This is a genomic window from Flavobacterium sp. ZT3R18, from assembly GCF_007097385.1.
In the GTDB taxonomy this organism is placed as follows: domain Bacteria; phylum Bacteroidota; class Bacteroidia; order Flavobacteriales; family Flavobacteriaceae; genus Flavobacterium.
Genome location: NZ_VJZS01000017.1, coordinates 44996 through 66351, shown reverse-complemented (window position 1 = coordinate 66351; position 21356 = coordinate 44996). Strand labels below are relative to the sequence as shown.

Annotated in this window: 9 protein-coding genes; 6 read left to right on the top strand and 3 right to left on the bottom strand. The window is 35.6% G+C overall.

The genetic code is table 11. The features are described from left to right. Positions 1–139: 139 nt before the first annotated feature. The gene (locus FNW52_RS20980; protein ID WP_143378442.1) at positions 140–733 is read left to right on the top strand and encodes a DUF3781 domain-containing protein; all 594 of its coding nucleotides are present in this window, start codon (positions 140–142) and stop codon (positions 731–733) included. A 158-nt stretch (positions 734–891) separates the two neighbouring features. Beyond that, on the top strand, positions 892–1419 hold the full coding sequence (locus FNW52_RS15915; protein WP_143378440.1) for an alpha/beta hydrolase: 528 nt from the start codon (positions 892–894) through the stop codon (positions 1417–1419). A 297-nt stretch (positions 1420–1716) separates the two neighbouring features. Here FNW52_RS15915 and FNW52_RS15910 read toward each other — a convergent pair whose 3' ends face one another. The 3 genes from FNW52_RS15910 to FNW52_RS15900 all read right to left on the bottom strand — a co-directional run bounded on the left by FNW52_RS15910 (position 1717) and on the right by FNW52_RS15900 (position 5437). Then, positions 1717–2193, bottom strand: a complete 477-nt coding sequence (locus tag FNW52_RS15910; RefSeq protein WP_143378437.1) for a MarR family winged helix-turn-helix transcriptional regulator — start codon at positions 2191–2193, stop codon at positions 1717–1719. Next, positions 2193–2687 (bottom strand): GNAT family N-acetyltransferase, encoded by a 495-nt coding sequence (locus FNW52_RS15905; RefSeq protein ID WP_143378435.1) that lies wholly within the window; start codon positions 2685–2687, stop codon positions 2193–2195. Before FNW52_RS15905 ends, FNW52_RS15910 begins: the two co-directional genes overlap by 1 nt. 818 nt (positions 2688–3505) lie before the next feature. Further along, positions 3506–5437, bottom strand: coding sequence for an amino acid permease (locus FNW52_RS15900; protein ID WP_143378433.1), 1932 nt, complete (start codon positions 5435–5437; stop codon positions 3506–3508). 670 nt (positions 5438–6107) lie between these two features. Between FNW52_RS15900 and FNW52_RS15895 the strand changes: the two genes are divergently transcribed. The 4 genes from FNW52_RS15895 (at position 6108) to FNW52_RS15880 (ending at position 21298) form a co-directional block, all read left to right on the top strand. Beyond that, positions 6108–10796, top strand: coding sequence for a hypothetical protein (locus tag FNW52_RS15895; RefSeq protein WP_143378431.1), 4689 nt, complete (start codon positions 6108–6110; stop codon positions 10794–10796). A gap of 1 nt (position 10797) precedes the next feature. Then, a complete protein-coding gene (locus FNW52_RS15890; RefSeq protein WP_143378429.1) occupies positions 10798–12876 on the top strand; it encodes a fibronectin type III domain-containing protein in 2079 nt (692 codons plus the stop codon). A gap of 4 nt (positions 12877–12880) precedes the next feature. Continuing rightward, positions 12881–18745, top strand: a complete 5865-nt coding sequence (locus FNW52_RS15885; protein ID WP_143378428.1) for a T9SS type A sorting domain-containing protein — start codon at positions 12881–12883, stop codon at positions 18743–18745. Positions 18746–18850: 105 nt separating this feature from the next. Next, the gene (locus FNW52_RS15880) at positions 18851–21298 is read left to right on the top strand and encodes a hypothetical protein (protein ID WP_143378426.1); all 2448 of its coding nucleotides are present in this window, start codon (positions 18851–18853) and stop codon (positions 21296–21298) included. Positions 21299–21356 lie beyond the last annotated feature (58 nt).

Genomic DNA, 21356 nt, shown 5'->3' with positions numbered 1-21356 from the left:
TTTCCCAGCCATTTTACAAGTTTAGAAATCCCAAAACGGGAACATGAAATATTTAATCATAAGGGGAAAATGGAAAATATAAAACAAACAATTTTTGAAATTTATTTATCTTTAAACACGAACAAATGAAAAAGCAAGTATGAACAATTATAAAAGAGAAATTTTAGACAAAATTTGTTACACCGAACTTGTTTATGAAAGAATTAATAAGAAACTGAGCATAGAACTTTCAAAAGACAAAATTGAAGAGATGATTTTTGCAATTATCAAGGAAACAGACGAAACCGAATTTCAAAAAACAGGTAAAAACATTTATATCACAAACAACGAAAGAAATATTAGACTAACAATTAATTCCTACACGAACAGAATAATTACAGCAGACAAAATGAACAAAAAAAAATTTTTATCCAAGCAGAATTTTAAAGAAATTAGCGATACAGTTGACAAAGCTTATGACAATTTTATTCTTGAAAATGTAAATGACCATTGTTTAAGGATTGCTGTTTTTCAAGGAGAATATAAATGGCATTACCACAATAACACCGAAGAACTCTTTGTCGTTTTGGAAGGTGAACTAAAAATTGAAATTACAGGCTCCGAAACAGTATTTTTACGAAATGGGGACTTTATTAAAATCCCTGCCAAAACAATACATAGAACAAGTGCCGCTGTCAGGACAGTAAATTTGTGCTTTGAAAAAAATGTAGAGGACACCATTTTTGTTGACTAATATTTTAAATATCAATTTATTCAGGACTTTGACATTCACTAAACTTTATTTCTTCTTTGAATTGAATATTAAAAATAAATTTCCATCCGAATAAATGGTAACAATACAAAAAAACACGACACTCTAAAACTAATTGTAACAAATAATCTTATTAAGAAATGACTAATTATTTAATTGTACCAGGACTTGGAAATTCAGGACCAGAACATTGGCAAACATATTTTGAAAAATCAGGAGATAATTTTTTTAGAATTCACCAACAAGAGTGGAACTCTCCAACTTGTGAAGAATGGATAGAAACTATTGATAAAAAAGTTTCGAAGTTTGATCCTTCAACTGTTGTACTTGTCGGACATAGTTTAGGCTGTTCGACAATAGTTCATTGGGCGACAAAATACAGACGACAAATCAAAGGAGCTTTACTTGTTGCACCAAGTGACCTTGAAGCACCACAATACACTTTCCCAGCGACTGGTTTTGCCCCTATTCCACTTGACAAAATAAACTTCAAGACAATTGTTGTAGCAAGTGCAGACGATATTTGGGTTTCATTAGACAGAGCAAAATTCTTCGCGGAGAATTGGGGAAGTGAATTTATAAACATTGGAAATGCAGGACACATAAACGCTTCTTCGGGATACACAAATTGGGACAAAGGTTTAGAAATTCTTAAAACACTCGGTTGATAAAAATGCATTGATATCTATATCGACTTGGCAATATAGCGGCTGACGTGCTTCGTATGAACAGTAGCGCCGAAAATCGGCCACATTGAAAATCCTGAAACCGTTAAAACTAAAAAAGCCTGGTCCTTTACGACTAGGCTTTCTTATTTAATCCGGAAAACGATCCTTTTTATGCACCTCATACTCTACCCCGAAAACATGTATTTGACTCGTCCTAAAAGTAACGGAAATAGAAAACTACAACTTATTTATTATGAGTGGGAATAATCAAAAATCGCAAAGTGATCATGATTATTCTTATCCATTTTTTAATTGTAATGCCCTTTGCAAGAAACTCTGATTCGCTATTTTATTTTCAGCTTCATTAATAGCTTTAAGCAAATTGTTTTGATTGTCTGTAATCTCGCTAAGCACACTAGTCATAATATCCCATACAGGTTTCATTTTTAAAATAAGTTCTTGCCCCTTGACAGTAAGCAAGATCAGGCGTTTGCGCTCGTCCTGCCTATCTTTTTTAGAACGGATAAGTTTTTGTTTTTCCAGCTCTTTTAGCAAGCTAATGGTTGAGGGGTGCGTATAACCAATCTCGTTCGCAATTTCGACCACACTCAATACCCCTTTATGGTAAAGGGTATAAATGACCGGAAACCATTTTGGCTCAAACTCAATATCAAATGATTTGTAAAGCAAAGCACCATCTTTACGTAGCTGTTCACTGAGGCGTTGCAACCTTGTAGATATGGCCAAAATGCCTGATTCGTCTATAACGTTCATTATATCTGGTTTAATGTTAAATGACAAAATACATTATCTGCACACATTAAAGGGAATGCTTCTGGAAGTGCTTTTTTCTCAATACGCATAAAATTATTTTTTTCATAAAAACGTAGGGCAGCTTCCAATATCGAAACCGTTCCTAGGTATAAGTGCTGCAAACCGTTTTCCTTACTATAGGCGATTAATGTATCCAACAGTTGTTGGGCTATAAACAGTTCTTTGCCTCTATACTCTTTTTTTACAAACATTTTTCTTATAGCACCTGCTTTATCATCATACTTGACCAAGGCAATCGTACCAATTAATTCCCCGTCTATAAAGGCACCCCAAAAACAGCCTCCCCGCTGATGATAAAAGTTATTTATTTCCAAAAGATCAGGTTGATCTTCTAAAGTGATGGGAACATTAAATTCCTTTTGCTGGATGGTTAAAATTAAATCAATCACCGCTTCTGCATATTCATTTTCAATGGGTCTAATCTTTGTTTTCATAGCTAAATATATTTTTATACAAAACTACGTAGTTAAATACATAAAAACAAATTATTTTTATAAATTAAACCTATTAAAGATCACAACAATGATATGAATTGAATTATTGAATATTTATTTAAATCTTAAATTATCGTTACAAAGTAGCAGTACTTCACTATTATATTATGACTATGATAGATAGTGAATAATTAATTACATTTGAAATATGTCATTTCGGATTAAATAGAATTCCACTTTACCAATTCCTTAAAATCCTGCATAAAATGATTTGCAAATAGTCCTACGGGGATCACAAACTAAAAATCCCATTTCTTATTAAACTGTTTATGTTTTTTTGTTTTTATACCTTTTCTACAATGTCGCCATGTCAATGGAGGCTCTTAAGTTGAGGATTCTTACACCTCTAAACCTCCTTCTAAAAACTTTGATTTTTGCATCAAAAAATTCCGTTGGCGCATTTGACTCGCTGTCGCTCGGGTCGTGTTTATTTTTTAGCCTTATGACCTGACGATAGGCGTAATACGTCATTTTATATTCCTTTTTTTAGAATAAAAATTATGCCTCGAACTGACGTAGCTTAAAATCTTATTTTTTCATATACCTAAGTCGATTTTCCTTAAAATGAATGCCTTTTATTCAGTAATCTGATGACATAAAAAATCCCCTCAAAAAAATATTTTCGAGGGGATTTTTTCTATTAATTGCAACCCTATCCAGTTGCTTTTCAGTTTACTCTCGATAGCTCAATGCTTATAGATAACTCTGAAAACTGCGACTGAAAACTGTGACCTAGATAGTTACAAAATATTCTATGATTAGCTTTCTTTTAAATTCAATTTACTATTTTTTCGGCTGAAGCCAAAGTAAATTACCAATCCAAACAGTAACCAAACAGTAAAGTAAATCCAGTTCCAAACGCTTAACTCTGCCATCATATACAAACAACAGATTAAACCCAAAAGTGGAATTAAAGATAAGTTTTCTTTGTAAGACCAAACGAGTAAACCAACAACTACAATTAAGAAAATCCACATCGGTATTTTGTGCTTGAATAAATCAAATCCGCTTTCATACTTCACGGAATCAGCGATAGGCAATCCTGCAACCACAGAAGCATACTTGTCATCATCCTCTTGGTATTGGCTCAACAAATGCTCCACATCCAGTTTTTCGGTAGCGTTCGTTTTTCCTTCAATGCTTACCAAATAATCATATACTTTTTGAGTCTCTTCTTTATTTAATGAGGTAATAATAAATTCCGAATCGTTGATCTTAGTTTCATTGGTAATGAAACCCATAGTTGCTTTTTTGTTGTATCCAAAAGAGAAAACCAAAGCGATCACGATTAATAAAGGAAAAATATATTTTGAATTTACATAAGGCGTTTTGAATTTACCTCTTGGAATGTCAGTTCTATTTTGCAAAGCCAAAACCCCAGCGCATACCAATACAAAAGCAAATAATGTTCCGATACTACATAAATCAGTTACCATGGTTAAATTCAAAAACAAAGCAGGAACCGCAACTACAAAACCAACTACGATTGTGGCAAAAGAAGGTGTTTTGAATTTTGGGTGCACCGTAGAGAATTTTTTTGGTAACAAACCATCACGGCTCATACTCATCCAGATACGCGGCTGTCCCATTTGAAAAACCAATAAAACACTCGCCATGGCCACTACAGCACTCACGGCAATAATCCCCGACATCCATTTTAAATGCAATTGATCAAACACAAAAGCCAATGGATCGCCTACATTCAAGGTATTATAACTTACCATACCTGTAAGAACCAGTGCAATGGCAATATATAGAATCGTACAAATAATAATCGCCCACATCATCCCTCTTGGCAAATCACGTTGCGGGTCTTTACACTCTTCGGCGGTTGTCGAAATAGCATCAAAACCAATATAGGCAAAGAACACTGCCGAAACTCCTTTTAAAACTCCCGAAACTCCATTAGGAGCAAAAGGATGCCAATTGGTAGTGTCCACATAAAAAATACCCACGGCAATTACCAAAAGAACGATACAAAGCTTAACCACTACCATTATATTACTAGCATTACGAGATTCTTTCATTCCGCGGTAAATCAAGGCCGTAATCAAAACAATAATCAAAAGCGCTGGTAAATCGGCAACAAAATGAAAAGAACCGATCATCGGAGATGTTTTCCAAGCGGTATGGGCATTTTGCATTCCTACACTTAGGTTCTCAAAAGTCTTTCCGCCTTCCATCAGGGCTGTAGCATCTTTAAAGCCGTTTGAAGCTGTTAGATAATCCATTTGTACCCATTGTGGTAAATCGATTCCTCCGCTAGAGAGTAAGCTCGTAAAGTAATCACTCCACGATATGGCAACTGTTATATTTCCAACCGAGTATTCCATAATTAAAGCCCAACCAATAATCCAAGCTATAATTTCCCCAAAAGCAACATAGGAATAGGTGTAAGCACTTCCAGAAACCGGAACCATCGAAGCAAACTCAGCATAAGCAAAAGCAGCAAAGCTACAAGCAATAGCCGTAAACAAAAACAAGAAGATTACTGCCGGACCTCCGTCAAAACTAGCTTTTCCTATGGTACTAAAAATACCAGCCCCTACAATGGCTGCAATTCCGAAGGCTGTTAAATCTTTGGCCGTCAAATGTTTTCCTAGAGCATCATGTCCCTCTAGATTATTTTTTTCGACCTGTTTTAAAATATCTTGAACTGTTTTTTTTCTAAAAAGCCCTTTTAATGCCATGTTGTAAATTTTATCGTTAGAAACTAATATCTTGTATTTTTTGCAATATTTTTTGAATAAAAAAGCAAAAATTTTAAAGTCCAAATATATAAAACATATTTAATCTTTAAAGTCTAGATGTAAATTTTTTATAATATTATGATATAAAAACCATATTTCTCTTTTTAAACTTAAATAAAGTCAAATATACACTTATAAATCACATTCAAACAAAATATAATTCAATATTTATTCAAAAAAGCATTAAAATTTAAAATTTTGTAAATTGAACCTTAATAAATATAAAAAAGAAGATTCAATCACAAGAATAATTATTTCTAAATCAGACAAAACCAATTGTTCTTTTATGTTACATCATTTTTATTGGAATCTTTTTTAAGCAACCATAGTACCTTAAATAAGGTTTCAAAATATTTTTGGTAAAACAAAATTATCACAATAGTATCCTAAATTAAGATTTTGAAACAGTTATTTTGAAAACAAAAAAAATAGCAGTCACATAACATTCTAAGTATTTCATATACCATTAAATACCACCCTATAGAAATGTTATTATTTCTTGTTAAAAAAAAATATAATCAACTACATTTGCAACTTTTTAAACTTATCCAATAAAATAAGAAAATATACATTCGCTGTTTTTTTCTTGTAACCTATAATCTGTAATAAATTGAACAAAAATACTTCAACCCTATATTTCACGATACTTTTATTGTTATTTGTAAATTTAAATTGTTTCTCCAACACGCTAACAGATTCAATAGCAACCCCAAAAAAAAGCAAACTTAAAACAGCTTTAAATACAAGCTCAAAAAAAAGCTATTCAAAAATTACCATTCCCCAAACTGCATCCACTTTTCTTAAAAGCGAGTTTACAGAGAGCTTCCTCAAGAAAAATTACCCAATTGCTACAGGTACGAATGATGATTTGAAAACCGCTATGGCAGTTTTTAAAAAAATTGATAGTACAGATAACACTACTGCATTATTGGCTGAAAAAAATCTTTCGATGTTGCCTATTGGTATCAAAAAAACAATCAATAAAACCCAATACATGTTGGGGATAAGCAATGCCAAATTCACCCCAGAATATACTGAACTAACAGCCTTTGTACGGATCATAATTCCACAAATTGATTCTAATGGTAAACAAAAAGAACTTTTTTTTGGAGCGAACAACATTAAACTTTCTCACAAAGGAGGTTTGGTTGGCGATACCAATTTAGTTTTACTTGGCGATTTCCCGTTAAAAATCAATGGAGATAAAGCCTTATTAGTTTTAAAAGGCGGAATGAATATGAGTACTGGTAAAGTAGAAAACAAAACCTACGTAACTATTGATTGTAATGGCTTTAAAGAACTAGGCATTACTGCAGATGTGGAATTCTCGAGATCAATGCTAGAACCTGTTGATGCCGAAAATAACGTAATTGGAAAAACGGAGCGCGTAATAGGCTCTTTTAAAACCATTGTATCAAATTGGAATGATATCCTGGTAGAAATCTCTTTGCCTAAATTTCAATTAACCTCTTTTAAAGGAACTTGTTTTGAATTAAACAATGCTGTAATTGATTTAAGTGACATAAGGAATTCTAAAAATATAAATTGGCCAAAGGATTATCAACAAGATTATTTGGTTGCTGGAAATGAAGAACTATGGAGAGGACTATATGTAAGCTCATTACAAGTGGTACTTCCGAAACAGTTTAAGAAAAAAGGGAGCAAGGAAAGAATTACGTTTAAAGCAACTGATTTATTAATTGACAGAATGGGGGTGTCAGGTACTTTTTCTGCTGACGACGTTTTAAAATTAAATGAGGGAGATGCTTCAAAATGGCAATTTTCTGTTGCTCATTTTGAAATGAATTTCAGGGCAAATGCCTTAACTGCTGCTGCTTTTAATGGATCAATCGTTCTACCAGTATCAAAGAAAGCAACAGGCGAGCAAACTAATAATGTTGCGCTAGACTACGCCGCCATTATCAACCCTATAGACAATGAATACCTATTAAGAGCCACTACAAAAAAAGATATTGCTTTCTCTTTATTCAAAGCAAAAGCAAAATTCACACCAGGTTCCTATATCGAACTAAAAGTAAAAGACGGTGTTTTTCTTCCAAAAGCAGTATTAAATGGCAATTTAGCAATAAAAGGAAGTAATAGCCAAGACGAAAAAGACGATAAAAAAACGGTCGATTTTCAAGGAATTGAATTCCAAAACTTACAATTACAAACCGTTACACCTTATATCACAGCAAGCTACTTTGGTTATAAAGGAGAAGTAAAAGTGGCTAATTTCCCTGTTACCATATCCAATATTGCTATGGAATTCGAGAAGACTTCAGCATCATTAGGATTTACTATTGCCATTAATTTACAAAAAGACAGTTTTAAAGGGGCTACCAGTTTATCTATTGTTGGAAAATTTGGAGAAGACGAAGGTATTCAAAAATGGAAATTCCATAAATTAGTAATTAACAGAATCTATTTGAAAGCCGATATTGGTGGTGCAAAATTTGAAGGACATATAGATCTAAGAAATGACGATCCTATTTATGGTGATGGATTTGCGGGGAATTTGAGTGCCGAGTTTAAAGGAGGTATAAAAGTAGAAGCCAATGCCATTTTTGGAAAAGTAGAAGATGCAATCACCAACAAGGATTTTAGGTATTGGTATGTAGATGCCATGGTAGATGGTTTGACTATTCCGTGTGGTGCTGCCTTTGTGATTTCGGGTTTTGGAGGAGGTGCCTATTATCAAATGAAGAAAGCAGGATTTAGCTCTAGTTTTACCGCATCAGGTTCTGTTTATGTGCCTGATTTTGAATCTGGTTTAGGAATAAAAGCCATGATTCATTTTGCCAATGCTGCCAAACCAGATGCTTTTTGGGGAGGTGCAGGATTTGAGATTGCGTTTAATAAACATGGCGGATTAAATAGGATTAGTATTTATGGAGAAGGACACGTCATGCAAACTTTTGGATTCACATCGGGCTTAGATAAATTAAAAGACGGTTTAAAATCGGTTGTTGAAGCAGAAGCCAAAATACCCAAAGAAACATTAGACAAAACCAAAGAAAGCAACTTGACCGAAGCGGCAAAACAAGTTTACCCCGATAAAGTTTCTGGACAACCGGGACTTAATGCCTATGCGGCTATCGAATATGATTTTAGAAGCAGCACCCTTCACGGTTCATTTGACTTGTATGTCAATTTCCTTGATGGTGTAATTATGGGAAGAGCTTCAAAAAACAGAGCGGGTTGGGCAGTACTTCATTTTGCTCCGAATAAATGGTATGTCCATATGGGAACTCCTACTGATAGACTAGGCTTAAAGATGGGTATAGGATCTATAGTAGTAGAAGCGGGCGGTTATTTTATGATGGGTGACGATATTCCTGCCAGTCCCCCTCCGCCAGCAATTGTTGCTCAAATACTAAAATTAGATGTAGGTTCATTAGATTATATGCGATCTGAAAATGCCAGTACTTTAGGATCAGGAAAAGGTTTTGCTTTTGGCTCGGACTTTAGCATAAAAACAGGAAACATGAACTTTTTAGTATTCTATGCCAATTTTGAAGCAGGATTAGGATTTGATGTCATGGTCAAAGATTATGGAGAAGCATTATGCAAAGGAACTGGACAAATTGGTATAAATGGCTGGTATGCCAATGGACAATCTTATGCTTATTTACAAGGCGAAATGGGAATAGATGTAAAACTCTTTATGATTCGCAAAAAAATTCCAATCATAAAAGGGGGTGGCGCGGTTATTTTGCAAGCCAAATTACCTAACCCTGTCTGGATTCGTGGGTATTTAGGAGGGTATTATGATTTACTAGGAGGAGCCGTAAAAGGTAGTTTTAGATTTAAACTTGAATTTGGATCGCAATGTGAATTCGTTAGCAGTAATCCATTAGAAGGTCTCAAAACCATTGCCGAAATCAATCCAAGCGAAGGAAGTAAAGACGTCAATGTATTTACCATACCACAAGTAGGTTTTAACATGCCTATAGAGAAAAATTTTGTCATTGATGGCGAAACAGGCACAAAAACCTATAGATTAAAACTCGAAGAATGCACCGTAAAGAATGAAGGAGTACCCGTTATTGGGACACTTAGTTGGAATAACACCAAAGATTTACTGAGCTTTAATGCAACCGAAGTATTACCACAAAACTCAAAACTAACCCTTACAGCCAAAGTGAGTTTTCAAGAAAACGTAAATGGAACCTGGGCAACCGTATATGATAAAGGTCAAATTGCTACCGAAACTGAAATTAGAAACTTTACTACAGGAACGGCACCAAACAATATCCCCGTGACAAATATTGCTTATTGTTATCCTGTTTTCGATCAAAAATACGTCTATCAAAAAGAGAGTAAACAAGCGTATGTCGTTTTAAAACAAGGACAAGCCTATTTATTTAATTTGAAACCTGGTCAATCCCAAAAAGCATTTTATAAAACAACCGATAATACTGCAAGCAGTACTATCAGTTATGACACTGCCAATAAAAGAGTAAATATTGAACTACCTGTTCTAAAAACGACAAAACCCTATTCGCTATCCTTGATGACGCTAGAGACAAAAACAGATGCTAACAACAACTTAACTCAAAACTATGAAAAACAAGAGCTTGCCGCTGATGTCAACGTAGAGATAAAAAGCAATAAACTCAATGAAACGGTTGTAGGTGGAGAAGGAACTGAAATGTTGAAATATAATTTTAGCACCAGTCAATACACCAGTTTTAAAGAAAAAATGGAAGCTAAGAAACCAAAACAAACCTTAGTGGAGATTATCTATATGGATGTACATGCTTTACAATCCTTGAATGAATCTACTGAACCATTTGATGAAATAGAAATAATTGGAAATTCAAAAACATTAGACAAACCTTTAGTAAGCGTTGAGGCAGTATTAGACGACAGCTACTATTTAAATGAAATCTATCCTCTTATTTACAAAGGGTATCCTTTAGAAAATGAAATAAAATTGGATAGAAACACAGATATATTAGGAGTACCACCAGTAAAAGGGGTTGAAGTTTTAGCTTGGTACCAAAGTTATATCATCAATAATCCTTCTAGCTTTATGCTCAAAGAGTATTTACCATTTAGATATAACCAGCCTTCTTATTACAAAAGTGATTTTAAAGACTTGCGATATAAAGTTTCCAGTAAATACGTAGACTCTCCAAATCAAGCCATGATGCAAAAATACGATTACCTTTTACATGGAGAATTCCCTTATATAAAACAAGGTACTTACAACATAAAATTAAACTATATACTTCCTGGAGGGCAAGCAGGCACGAGTTCGGGTTCAATTTTTACATTCAATAAATCAAATTAGCATGAAGTTTCAATATATAATAGCATTATTTTTTTTGGGATATAGCACTACTTATGCACAGAAGAACATCTCGACAGAAAAAGCAACACCAGAAAAAGAATCTAAAATTCAAGTCATTGTAAGGGTACAAAAAGACAAAATTCTACTGCGTTGGGCTCCCAGTGACGCCCTTGCTTGGAAAAAACTAAACAAGTATGGATACCAACTCGAACGCTATACCGTAACCCGAGACAATAAAACATTGGCTAATCCTGAAAAAGTAGTTTTAGCCAAAGTATTCCAACCAGAACCACTCGAAAATTGGGAGAAAACTATTGAAGAAAATGACAATGCCGCCATCATTGCGCAAGCGCTTTATGGCGAAAGTTTTGGAGTAACAGGTCTAAATCAATTGCAATCTATTGTCAATATATCGGAAGAAAATGAGCAACGTTTTACATTTGCCCTATTTGCTGCCGACAAGGATTTTGAAATGGCAAAAAAAGCAGGTTTGGGTTTTGAAGATAAAACGGTGCTAAAGAACGAAAAATATACTTACAGAGTATCTTCTAATGTACCCGCAGAAGAACTAACCATACAATACGGTGGCGTTTTTGTAGGGCCAAAAGAATACGAAGACTTACCCAAACCCATGGATTTTACCGCTCATTTTACAGACAAAAGCACGATGCTGAGTTGGAATTTTAAAATCCTCGCACATGCATATGGGAGTTATTATGTAGAGCGTTCCTTAGACAAGAAGCACTTCGAACGCATTACCAATAAACCCTACACGAGCATGAATCAAGAAAACGAAAATAACAATCGTATTTTTTATGTTGACTCTATTGCCAATAACCAACAATACAGTTATCGAATTCAAGGAATTTCTGCTTTTGGAGAATTAGGTCCTTACTCCGAAATGGTTTCGGGAAAAGGAAAATCAATCTTAAAATTTGTACCGCATTTGACCATCAAAGATTTTAAAGATGACAAAACCGTAACGCTAACTTGGGAATTTGATGAAGAAGGAAATTCTGAAATCACTGGATTCGAACTCAACCGTTCGGACACCGATGATGATAAATACCTCCCTGTTGTAAAAAATATTGCACCCAAAAGCAGATCCATACTATACAACAAACTAGCATCTACCAATTATTTTACCATAACTGCCGTAGGAAAACAAGGCGGTAACAGAACTTCCTTCCCAATGCTAGTACAACCCGTAGATTCTATCCCTCCATCTAAACCCCTTAATTTAAAAGGAGTAATTGATAGTCTAGGAGTGGTGAAAATATCTTGGGATCCTAATAAAGAAGAGGATCTTATGGGATACCGAATTTTTAAGGGAAACAACCCTAACGAAGAATTCAGTCAATTAACCATAAGTCCGAGCGAACCCAACAACTACCAAGACAATGTAGTCCTTAAAAGTCTGAATAGTAAAGTGTATTACAAAATAATGGCGGTAGATACCCATTATAACATGTCTTCTTTTTCGGAAGTATTGATACTTAAAAAACCAGATGTTGTCCCACCTACTTCACCTCTGTTTACCAATTATGAGATAAAAGACGGTAGGGTCACTTTAGAATGGATCAATAGCCAAAGCGAAGATGTAGCAACACACTACCTCTACCGAAGGGAAGACAACAACAATCATTTGATTGCTGTATTTGAAAAGAAAGATAACATAGAGCGTTATGAAGATAACAATAGTGCTGAGGGATCAACCTATCATTATTCTATTTTTGCTAAGGACGAAAGTAATTTAACCTCTGACCCCTCGCCCGAAATAGCCATTTTTGTTCCTAAATCCTCCGTAATGCCGGCCGTAAAAGGGTTTTATGCACAACCCAATACAACGACCAACAGTATTGATTTATCATGGGACTACACCGCAACTGGAGTTGAAAGTTTTGAAATTTACAAAGCTACCGCCGATGAACCCATGCAGCTCATGCAAATGGTTACGGCGCAAACCAAAAAACTATCCGATTCTAGTATCACAATAAACACTACCTATAAATATGCCATAAGAGCGCTCTTCGCAGACGGACGAATTTCTAAAATGGCATTTTTTACTATAAAATTTTAAGATTATGAAGAAGATATTTTTGTTAGTATTATTTCTTTTTGCCATAAAAAGTTATGGGCAAGACTATACGATTACTTTAAGTTATGAAGCATCAGCTTCAGACTGTCATGCTGCTCATTTTGATTGGGACTTTTCGGGAATCGATTCTTTTAATGCTGGAGGAAATTCTATGAATGTTTCTGGCATTCGTACTTATACAGCATCTGGTAACTCTTTTACATTATCAAGCAATAGTAGTTGTGCTGCTCTTGGAGCAAGTTCTAACGATTGTAACATTCCTGCTGAAAAAAACACACAAACTGAGACTGCTACAAATTTAATTAAAGGAATTTTTATGAATCTAGGTGGATGTAATGGAGGGGTCTCAATTGATAAATTCATTCCCAATGTATCTATTAAAAATAATAAAGCCTCCACTATTTGTTCTGGAGAGACATTAGATTTAGAAGGTTCCGCAGGATTCCCTGATGCAGCCTACCACTGGCAATATTCCAAAGACAACCAAGTAACTTGGGTAGATGTCCCATCTTCAATAGGTAGTAATCTGACAACGAATGACACTCCACAAACTGCATTTAGTATTAATGATCTATTAGGTTCTAGTAGCGAACAATTTTTTGGCGAAACAATTTATTTTAGATTGGGGTATGGTCAGGATAGGCCTTTTTCTAATGTGATACCGATAACATTTTCTCCTTGTGGTCCAGTTATTACAAGCATTTCATTTGTAGGTCCACAATGTAATGGAGATATTGTCAAATCATTAGCAATAACATTTCAAGACAAATTAAACTCCACTATAGGGGAAAAACTAGCCTCTATATCTGTTTGTGACATAAATAATAATTCAAAAATATTTATGCAAATTAGCGGCCCTATATCATATCCTGACGACACAAAAACTTATACATATACTACTACTGATTTACGACGATTAGAGACAGATCATAAATATAAAGTAAGATATCAAGCACAAATTACTGATCATAAAGACTCTTCTAAAACAATAATGAGAGGTGTCTTGGATTCTCCTTCAATATTAGACTTTCAATATAAAGAAGTAGCTCCAATAACATTTCAAACAACACAAATTAATATTTTATGCCAGGGTAATAATACAGGAAGTGTTACGGTAATAAACCCTCAAGGAGGCAATGGTGGTTACACATATAGCAAAGATGGGAAAAACTTCCAAGGCAGTCCGACTTTTTCAGGTCTTGCAGCTGGAACTTATTCAATTACTGTTAAAGATAGTAAGAATTGTACAGTACCAAAATCAATATCATTGACTTCTCCTTCTAAGCCCATATCGATAAAAGGAGAAACTTCCCCTTCATCAGGCCCTTCTGCTGCTGACGGATCTATAGTACTTAACAAAATATCTGGTGGTACACCTTCTTATAAAATATTTTTAGGTAGTACAGAAGCCCCAAACTTAAGCCAACTCATTGCAGGTTCTTATGCAATAAGAATAGCTGATGGGAATACATGCGTAAAAGACACTGTACTAGTTGTCAAACAAAAAATATCATGCATCCCAACTAAAACAGATGTAAAATGTTTTGGGGTAAAAGATGGCAGTATCTCATTAGCTATACAAGGAGGTTCTGGAAGCTATAATGTTCTTTGGAATAATGATGCCACAACCAAAGACATATCAGGTTTAGCAGGAGGAACATACAAATATACTATTACAGATACCACAAATGACCCGTCATTAACTTTTACAAATAGTGTAACAATTGCTACTCCTCCAAACTTATTATCCGTTGCATTTTATTCAAAGACTCAACCAACACCAAGTAAACCAAATGGTGGAGCTATATCAATATCTGTAACTAATGGTTATGGAAATTACACCTATAAATGGACAAAAAACACCGCACCTTACACCCCAAGCCCTAACGACAAAGATATTTATACTCTAGGAGATGGGACTTACGTTTTAACCGTGATTGACAACAGTGGATTAGGATGCGAAAAATCTAGTGATCCTGTCGTTCTCAAAACTTTAGCTGTAAAAGACATCGCAGAAAATAATATAAATTGCTATGGCGCTACAACTGGTAATATAACCGTACAAGCCGATGGAGGAACATTGGATCAAAATGAAACTATCAAAACCTACCAATACCAATGGTACGAATCAGATAATAAACAACCTGAAACTTTTACAGAACTTCCTAACGAAACAAACCCAACATTAGCTGGCCGCAAAGCAGGAAATTATAAAGTAGAAATTTTTGATAGCTATGATTCTGTGTTATCTCGTGTTTATACCCTAACCCAACCTAATGCTGCTTTAACAGCTACTGTAATTACTACAAACGAATCCTGTTTTAGCAGTAATGATGGAACGGCAATTATTACTGCTACTGGTGGTACACCTATAAATGGTAATTACACTTATTCTTGGAAAAGAAACAGTGCTCCTTTACCAACCCTTACAGCAGCAGCTTCAAACACACTTACAGCTGGAAATTATGAGGTAATCATTAAAGACCAACATCAATGTATTACAGTTACACCTACTGTTTTTACAATCACTTCTCCCACAGAAATAATCATCCCAGATCCAATAATCAAAAAAGTTTCCATTTTTGGAAAAAACTTAAAAGATGGAGCAATTACAATTGCTCCTATAACTCGTGGCCTTGTAGGAAATGAAGCGAGTACAGATTATAGCTATTCCTGGACAAAAGATAATGATGCAACTGTAATAAGTACTGATCGTAGTCCTACAGGTTTAGGCAAAGGAACGTACCATTTAACCGTAAAAGTTGCAAATACAGGTTGCACCAAAACCATTGATTGTGTCCTTCCAGAAAATAACAAACTGACTGTAGCCATTCAAGAAACAGAATCTATATTTTGCTACGGAACCCCTAGCGGAAAACTTCATGCAGAAATAATCGGAGGAATTACCCCATATAAAATTGCTTGGTACAAAAAGAATGAACAAACCTCAACTTTAGAATTTATTTCAAATCTTCAAGATATTGATAAGCTAACTGCTGGTGAATATTCTTTAAAAGTAACAGACTCTGCCAATCCAGAACCTACAGGCCCTTTTGCGGAAGCAGAACAATTGAATTATAAACTTATTAATCAAAAAACATTATTAACCGTTGCCTCAACATCCCAAACCAATGTTTTATGTCATGGTGCACAAACTGGAGCAATTAGCATCCAAATAGAAGGTGGAACCGCTCCTTATACAGCAGTTTGGTCCAATGGGAACGCGCCATTACCAGCAAGGACAAATCTAGGAAAATTGGATACTGTTCCTGATTTATTTTCGGGTACCTATAGCGTCATCATAACTGATGCCTATGGCTGTACAGCTTCACTAGCAAACCCTCTAATCATTAGTCAACCTAAAGCTCCTTTGTTAATAACAGACACAGAAGTAAAAAACCTAACTGGTTTTGAAACCCTAAACGGAAGGATCTCTGTAGCAATAACAGGAGGAACAAGTCCTTATACATACAGCTTTGGGAACCAGTCAAATGTTTCAATAGTTGGAAGTGCCTTAACATTAGACAAACTCTCGATAGGGAATTATACCCTAACGATTACAGATGCTAATAGTTGTACAACTTCTAACAACTACAACATAATACAACCGGACAAATTATTAATTACAGCTATTTCTCAAACTCCAACCTCAACCATCAAATGTAATGGTGATAAATTTGGAATACTAGAAGCGACTGTAACTGGTGGAGCTCCAATTGGTATGTTAGATGCCAATAAAAATTACACCTATAAATGGTACAATATACTAACACCAAACGTTACTGCCTCTACGACCAACCCCTCCGAAACCTTGGTAGCAGGAACGTATGCCCTTACGGTAACCGATATCGAAAATAATACATTCACTTTGCAAAGTGCGCCAATTATCGAGCCTCCACTCTTAAAAATCAGTTATACCCAAACCAATGTTTCGTGTTACAATGGTAATAATGGTACCATTGCCATTACTGTTACTGGCGGAACAGGAAATCACACCATTAGCTGGAGTAACGGAAAAGACACTGACGCTATAAATAGTCTTCGTGCAGGGATTTATACCGTTACGGTTACTGATGATAATCAATGCCAAGCTATAGAAAACATAACCATTACAGAACCCGAATTATTATATGTAAGTAAAGTAACTAAAAATCCACCCTCCGCTTTAGGGTTGCAAGATGGTAGTATCAAAATTGAAGTAACAGGCGGAACTCCAAATTATAATTATTTGTGGTACAACGACAAAAAAGATTTGATTTATTCGGATCTAAATCAGTCTTCCAATACGAGCATCAACAACATTTTTGCCGGGCAATATTTCATTACGGTAACAGATGCCAAAGGCTGTGCCGTTATCGAAAAAGATTTGGATAAAATCGATCCATTGGTGCTTTCGACAAACCAAATTAACATTATAAAATGCAATGGTGATGCTACCGCGAGTATCAAAGCTGCTGCTTCAGGAGGAACTCCTATTTATTATTACAAATGGTACAAAACGACAGATCCGCTCCATGTTGTAGGACAAGCCGCAACTTTAGTAAATGCAACTGCTGGAACTTACTATGTAGTACTTTCGGATTCTTTTGGATTGACGAAACAAAGTGCGAATAGTACCATTACCCAACCTGATATTTTAAACAATACCCTTGCATCCGAATACACTCGTTGTGGCGATGCCAATGATTGGAGCATCACTACCACACCAGTAGGAGGAACAGCACCTTACACCTATTTATGGAATACAGCTGCTCGAACTGCAAATTTACAAGACGTACCGCCTGCCAATTATTCGGTATTAGTAACGGACAACAACGGTTGTAGTATTTCAAAAAACATCACAATCACGGCTCCTACTCATTTGGCTACAGCCGAAAAAATCACAAAACCAACCTGTTTTGGAGGATCGGATGCCACTATAGTTTTAACTTCCTCTGGAGGACAAGGCCCTTACACCTATTTATGGAACACTGGGGAAAAATCGAATGTATTGAGTAACGCTTCCGCAAAAGTATATTCGGTGGGGGTAACAGATTTCAAGGGCTGCGTGATTAACAAAACCTACAGTATCCAAAATCCGCCAAAAGACGTCATCAATCTGGGTGAAGATGTAACGCTTTGTTTCGACCAATCGCTTACCATCAACGCGACTAATGCCGATGACAAAGCCAAATATTCTTGGACATCGACCAAAGGATTTACAAGCAACAAACCTATTATTACGGTTTCAGAACCCGCAGAATATACGCTCGTAGTAACCAATCGTTTGGGCTGTAACGCTACCGATATGCTCAAAATATCCAAGCAAGATACCGCAATTAGTGCCGAGTTCGCCTCCTCTACTCAGGTGTTTATGAACGAGAAATTCATTATTGTGGACATTAGTAATCCTATTGCCGACAATATCGAATGGGTTTTACCCGCAGCAGCTACTGTAGTTTCAAAAGACAAAGATTTTGCCGAGTTGAGTTTTAGCAAAGCGGGCGAATATGAACTGACATTAAATACAAAAAAAGGAAATTGTACCGCTACTCAAACCAAAAAAATTGTAGTGGTTGAAGGCGAATACACGGATCCAGACAGTACCGATTTGAAGAAGAAATTTGATCTCAGAATCTATCCCAATCCATCCAATGGTATTTTTACCGTAGATGTAACACTAGATAAAGTAATGCCAGCTCACATCAAGGTGTATAACTTGACCAACAATAAAATTATCGACTCTAAATATGAAGAAGGAAAAGACCAATACTCGTTCAACTTTAGCCTAAGCGGATTAACTGCCGGTGTGTATTTCGTTCTGGTTGAATCGCAACAAGGGAATCAGTTGAGGAAAATAATTATTAAATAGACTTCTTAGATTGTTAGCCCTTTTAGAGTACTAGATTTCACAAATAAACAACATATAAAATGGGAGAAAGACACCCTTTCTCCCCTATTTTATCGCAACATCAAAATGATTTTAAACAGCATACGATTTTTTATTTTACTGTTTTTTGCAACTACCCTTGGCTATTCACAAAGCTTCAATGTAGAGCAATTAGCAAAGACCAAACTGATTAAGGTTTCGGGTGGTGCATCGGCAAATGCAATTATGTATTCGGGGAATGCGGCTAGAGAGCCTTTTTCGTATTTTCTTAACGGAAACATCAATATCAACGTGGCAGGATTGTACAACTTACCGTTTTCCTTCTCCTACTCCACTCAAAAATTTGGGTACACCAAGCCTATTGCCATGAAAACGTTAAGTATACACCCATCCTACAAATGGATCACAACCCACATTGGAGATGTAAGCATGACTTTTTCTCCCTATACCTTAAACGGGCATTTGTTTACTGGTTTTGGTGTAGATCTTACCCCTCCGGGAAAATTCAAAGTCAGTGCTATGTATGGTCGCCTCTTGAAAAGTAGTGAGTATGACGCAACCATTCCAGCTGCAATTCCTACTTTCAAACGCTATGGCTATGGTTTTAAAACAGCATACACTTTCGAAAAAGTAAATCTAGGCATCATCTTTTTTAAAGCCTCTGATGTAGTGAGTTCATTGTCTAATCCCGTACCATTTGAGTTAGGGCTTACGCCAAAAGAAAACGTAGCAGTGAGTTTTGAAACCAGTTTCAAATTATTCCAAAGACTGCAAGTCATGACCGAATATGCCAACAGTAGCATAACCGAAGATATTAGTATTGACGGCTCGACCAAAGGAAAAGGCATTGCTTCCCTATTTCTAAAATCAAACGAAACAACTACTTCACAAAATGCCATCAAAGCACAATTGGTTTATCCTGCGGGAAAAGGAACTTTGGGATTGGGCTACGAACGCATCGATCCCAATTACAGAACTTTGGGGAGTTACTATTTTAATAATGATTTAGAGAATATCACTGTAAATGCAACCCAACAGATTTTTAAAGACAAAGTATCGCTGGCCTTAAGTTTAGGGATGCAAAAAGACAATATAGAGAAACAAAAAGTCAGTCAGTCCAAAAGATTGGTATCTTCTATTACAGCAGATTACAAAGCCAGCCAAAAATTAAATCTGAATTTTAATTACTCCAATTTTCAATCTTTTACCAACAGCCGCAACCAGTTTGATTACATCAATCAAGATCCAAATTTGGTCTATGTAGATACGTTAAACTTTAGACAAGTCAATAAAAATTTGGGATTAACGGCAAACTATCTCATCAAAAACGACAAACAGCTCAAGAAATCCATAAGTGCCAATTTCTCGATGCAGGAGTCATCCAATGAGCAACAAGGGCAAACGGTAGCTGGTGGTGCAACGACTTTTTACAACTCTGCCATTTCTTATATTCAGGGGTATCCCACAAAAGATTTAAACTTTATGGGGTCGCTCAATAATACGTACAGCCAAATAGAAACCGGCAACAACCTAATCATTGGTCCAACCCTTGGCGTGACCAAATTATTGATGGATCGAAAATTAAACACTTCGTTTTCTACCAGCTACAACAGCAGTTTTAGCAACGGCAACAAGCAAAACGACATTTTCAACTTACGCCTCACAGGTTCGTACTTGTATTTAGAAAAACACAGCTTCAATATGAGTGTTATTTCTTTATTTGGCAAAACCACAACCTCCAAAAACAATGACGTCACTGCTACTCTGACGTATGCCTATTCATTCGATAAAATAAAATGGAGAGCAACTCCAAAAGCGCCCAAAAAAGAAGAAAAACAACTGGGAGGCAACATCCTGAAAATAAACTTCAAAGATTATAAATTGGAGGGGACGCGAGAGCAAATCACCCTACAATTACAGGATTTGCAATTACACCCCTTACCCATTGCCGAAACTACGCAACTGGAACACTTACTAACACTAGTCCCTTTGACCCTAGATGATTCCAGCTTCAAGGACAAAGTGATCGATTATCTAGAACAATACCAAGCTGCGGCCGAAGTGGTTAAAAAATACAATGAATTGATCGTTCAAGCTGTTCAAAAAGTAACCCAAGAAATCAGCGGTAATGACGAAAGCTGCGAAAAAGCATACACCACAGCCATTAGCCGAGTGAATTCTCATCAACTACACGGCAAAAATGCTAATGAAATAACGGATAAAATCAGTTATAACTCCTATCTAAAATTGGTTGAAAAAAGCGATAAAGCCAAACAAAAACTACAGGTGCACCGCTTTATGCAAACCGAATTTTCGAAACTTTCAAAAGCAGATCGTAAAGGATTAGAACAAAATGAGTACTTCCTTCGCTATAACAAAAAAGAAATTGAAGATGTTTATAAAATGATAACCGACAAAAAACCAGATGCCGAAATAATCGCCCAACTGGAACAAAATATAATTCCGTTTTACCATGAAATAGCGGTTACAAACAGCATGAATGAAGAAGTTGAGTTGAAATACATTCAGAAGTGAGAATAAAGAAGTTAGAGCATAAAGTCTAGAGCGTAGAGCTTAAAAAAAATATCTATGT

Bases quoted from the DNA above. Each gene is read 5' to 3' on its own strand.
- FNW52_RS15905 (WP_143378435.1), bottom strand. From the start codon at position 2,687: ATGAAAACAAAGATTAGACCCATTGAAAATGAATATGCAGAAGCGGTG.
- FNW52_RS15880 (WP_143378426.1), top strand. From the start codon at position 18,851: ATGATTTTAAACAGCATACGATTTTTTATTTTACTGTTTTTTGCAACT.
- FNW52_RS15890 (WP_143378429.1), top strand. From the start codon at position 10,798: ATGAAGTTTCAATATATAATAGCATTATTTTTTTTGGGATATAGCACT.
- FNW52_RS20980 (WP_143378442.1), top strand. From the start codon at position 140: ATGAACAATTATAAAAGAGAAATTTTAGACAAAATTTGTTACACCGAA.
- FNW52_RS15900 (WP_143378433.1), bottom strand. From the start codon at position 5,437: ATGGCATTAAAAGGGCTTTTTAGAAAAAAAACAGTTCAAGATATTTTA.
- FNW52_RS15885 (WP_143378428.1), top strand. From the start codon at position 12,881: ATGAAGAAGATATTTTTGTTAGTATTATTTCTTTTTGCCATAAAAAGT.
- FNW52_RS15915 (WP_143378440.1), top strand. From the start codon at position 892: ATGACTAATTATTTAATTGTACCAGGACTTGGAAATTCAGGACCAGAA.
- FNW52_RS15910 (WP_143378437.1), bottom strand. From the start codon at position 2,193: ATGAACGTTATAGACGAATCAGGCATTTTGGCCATATCTACAAGGTTG.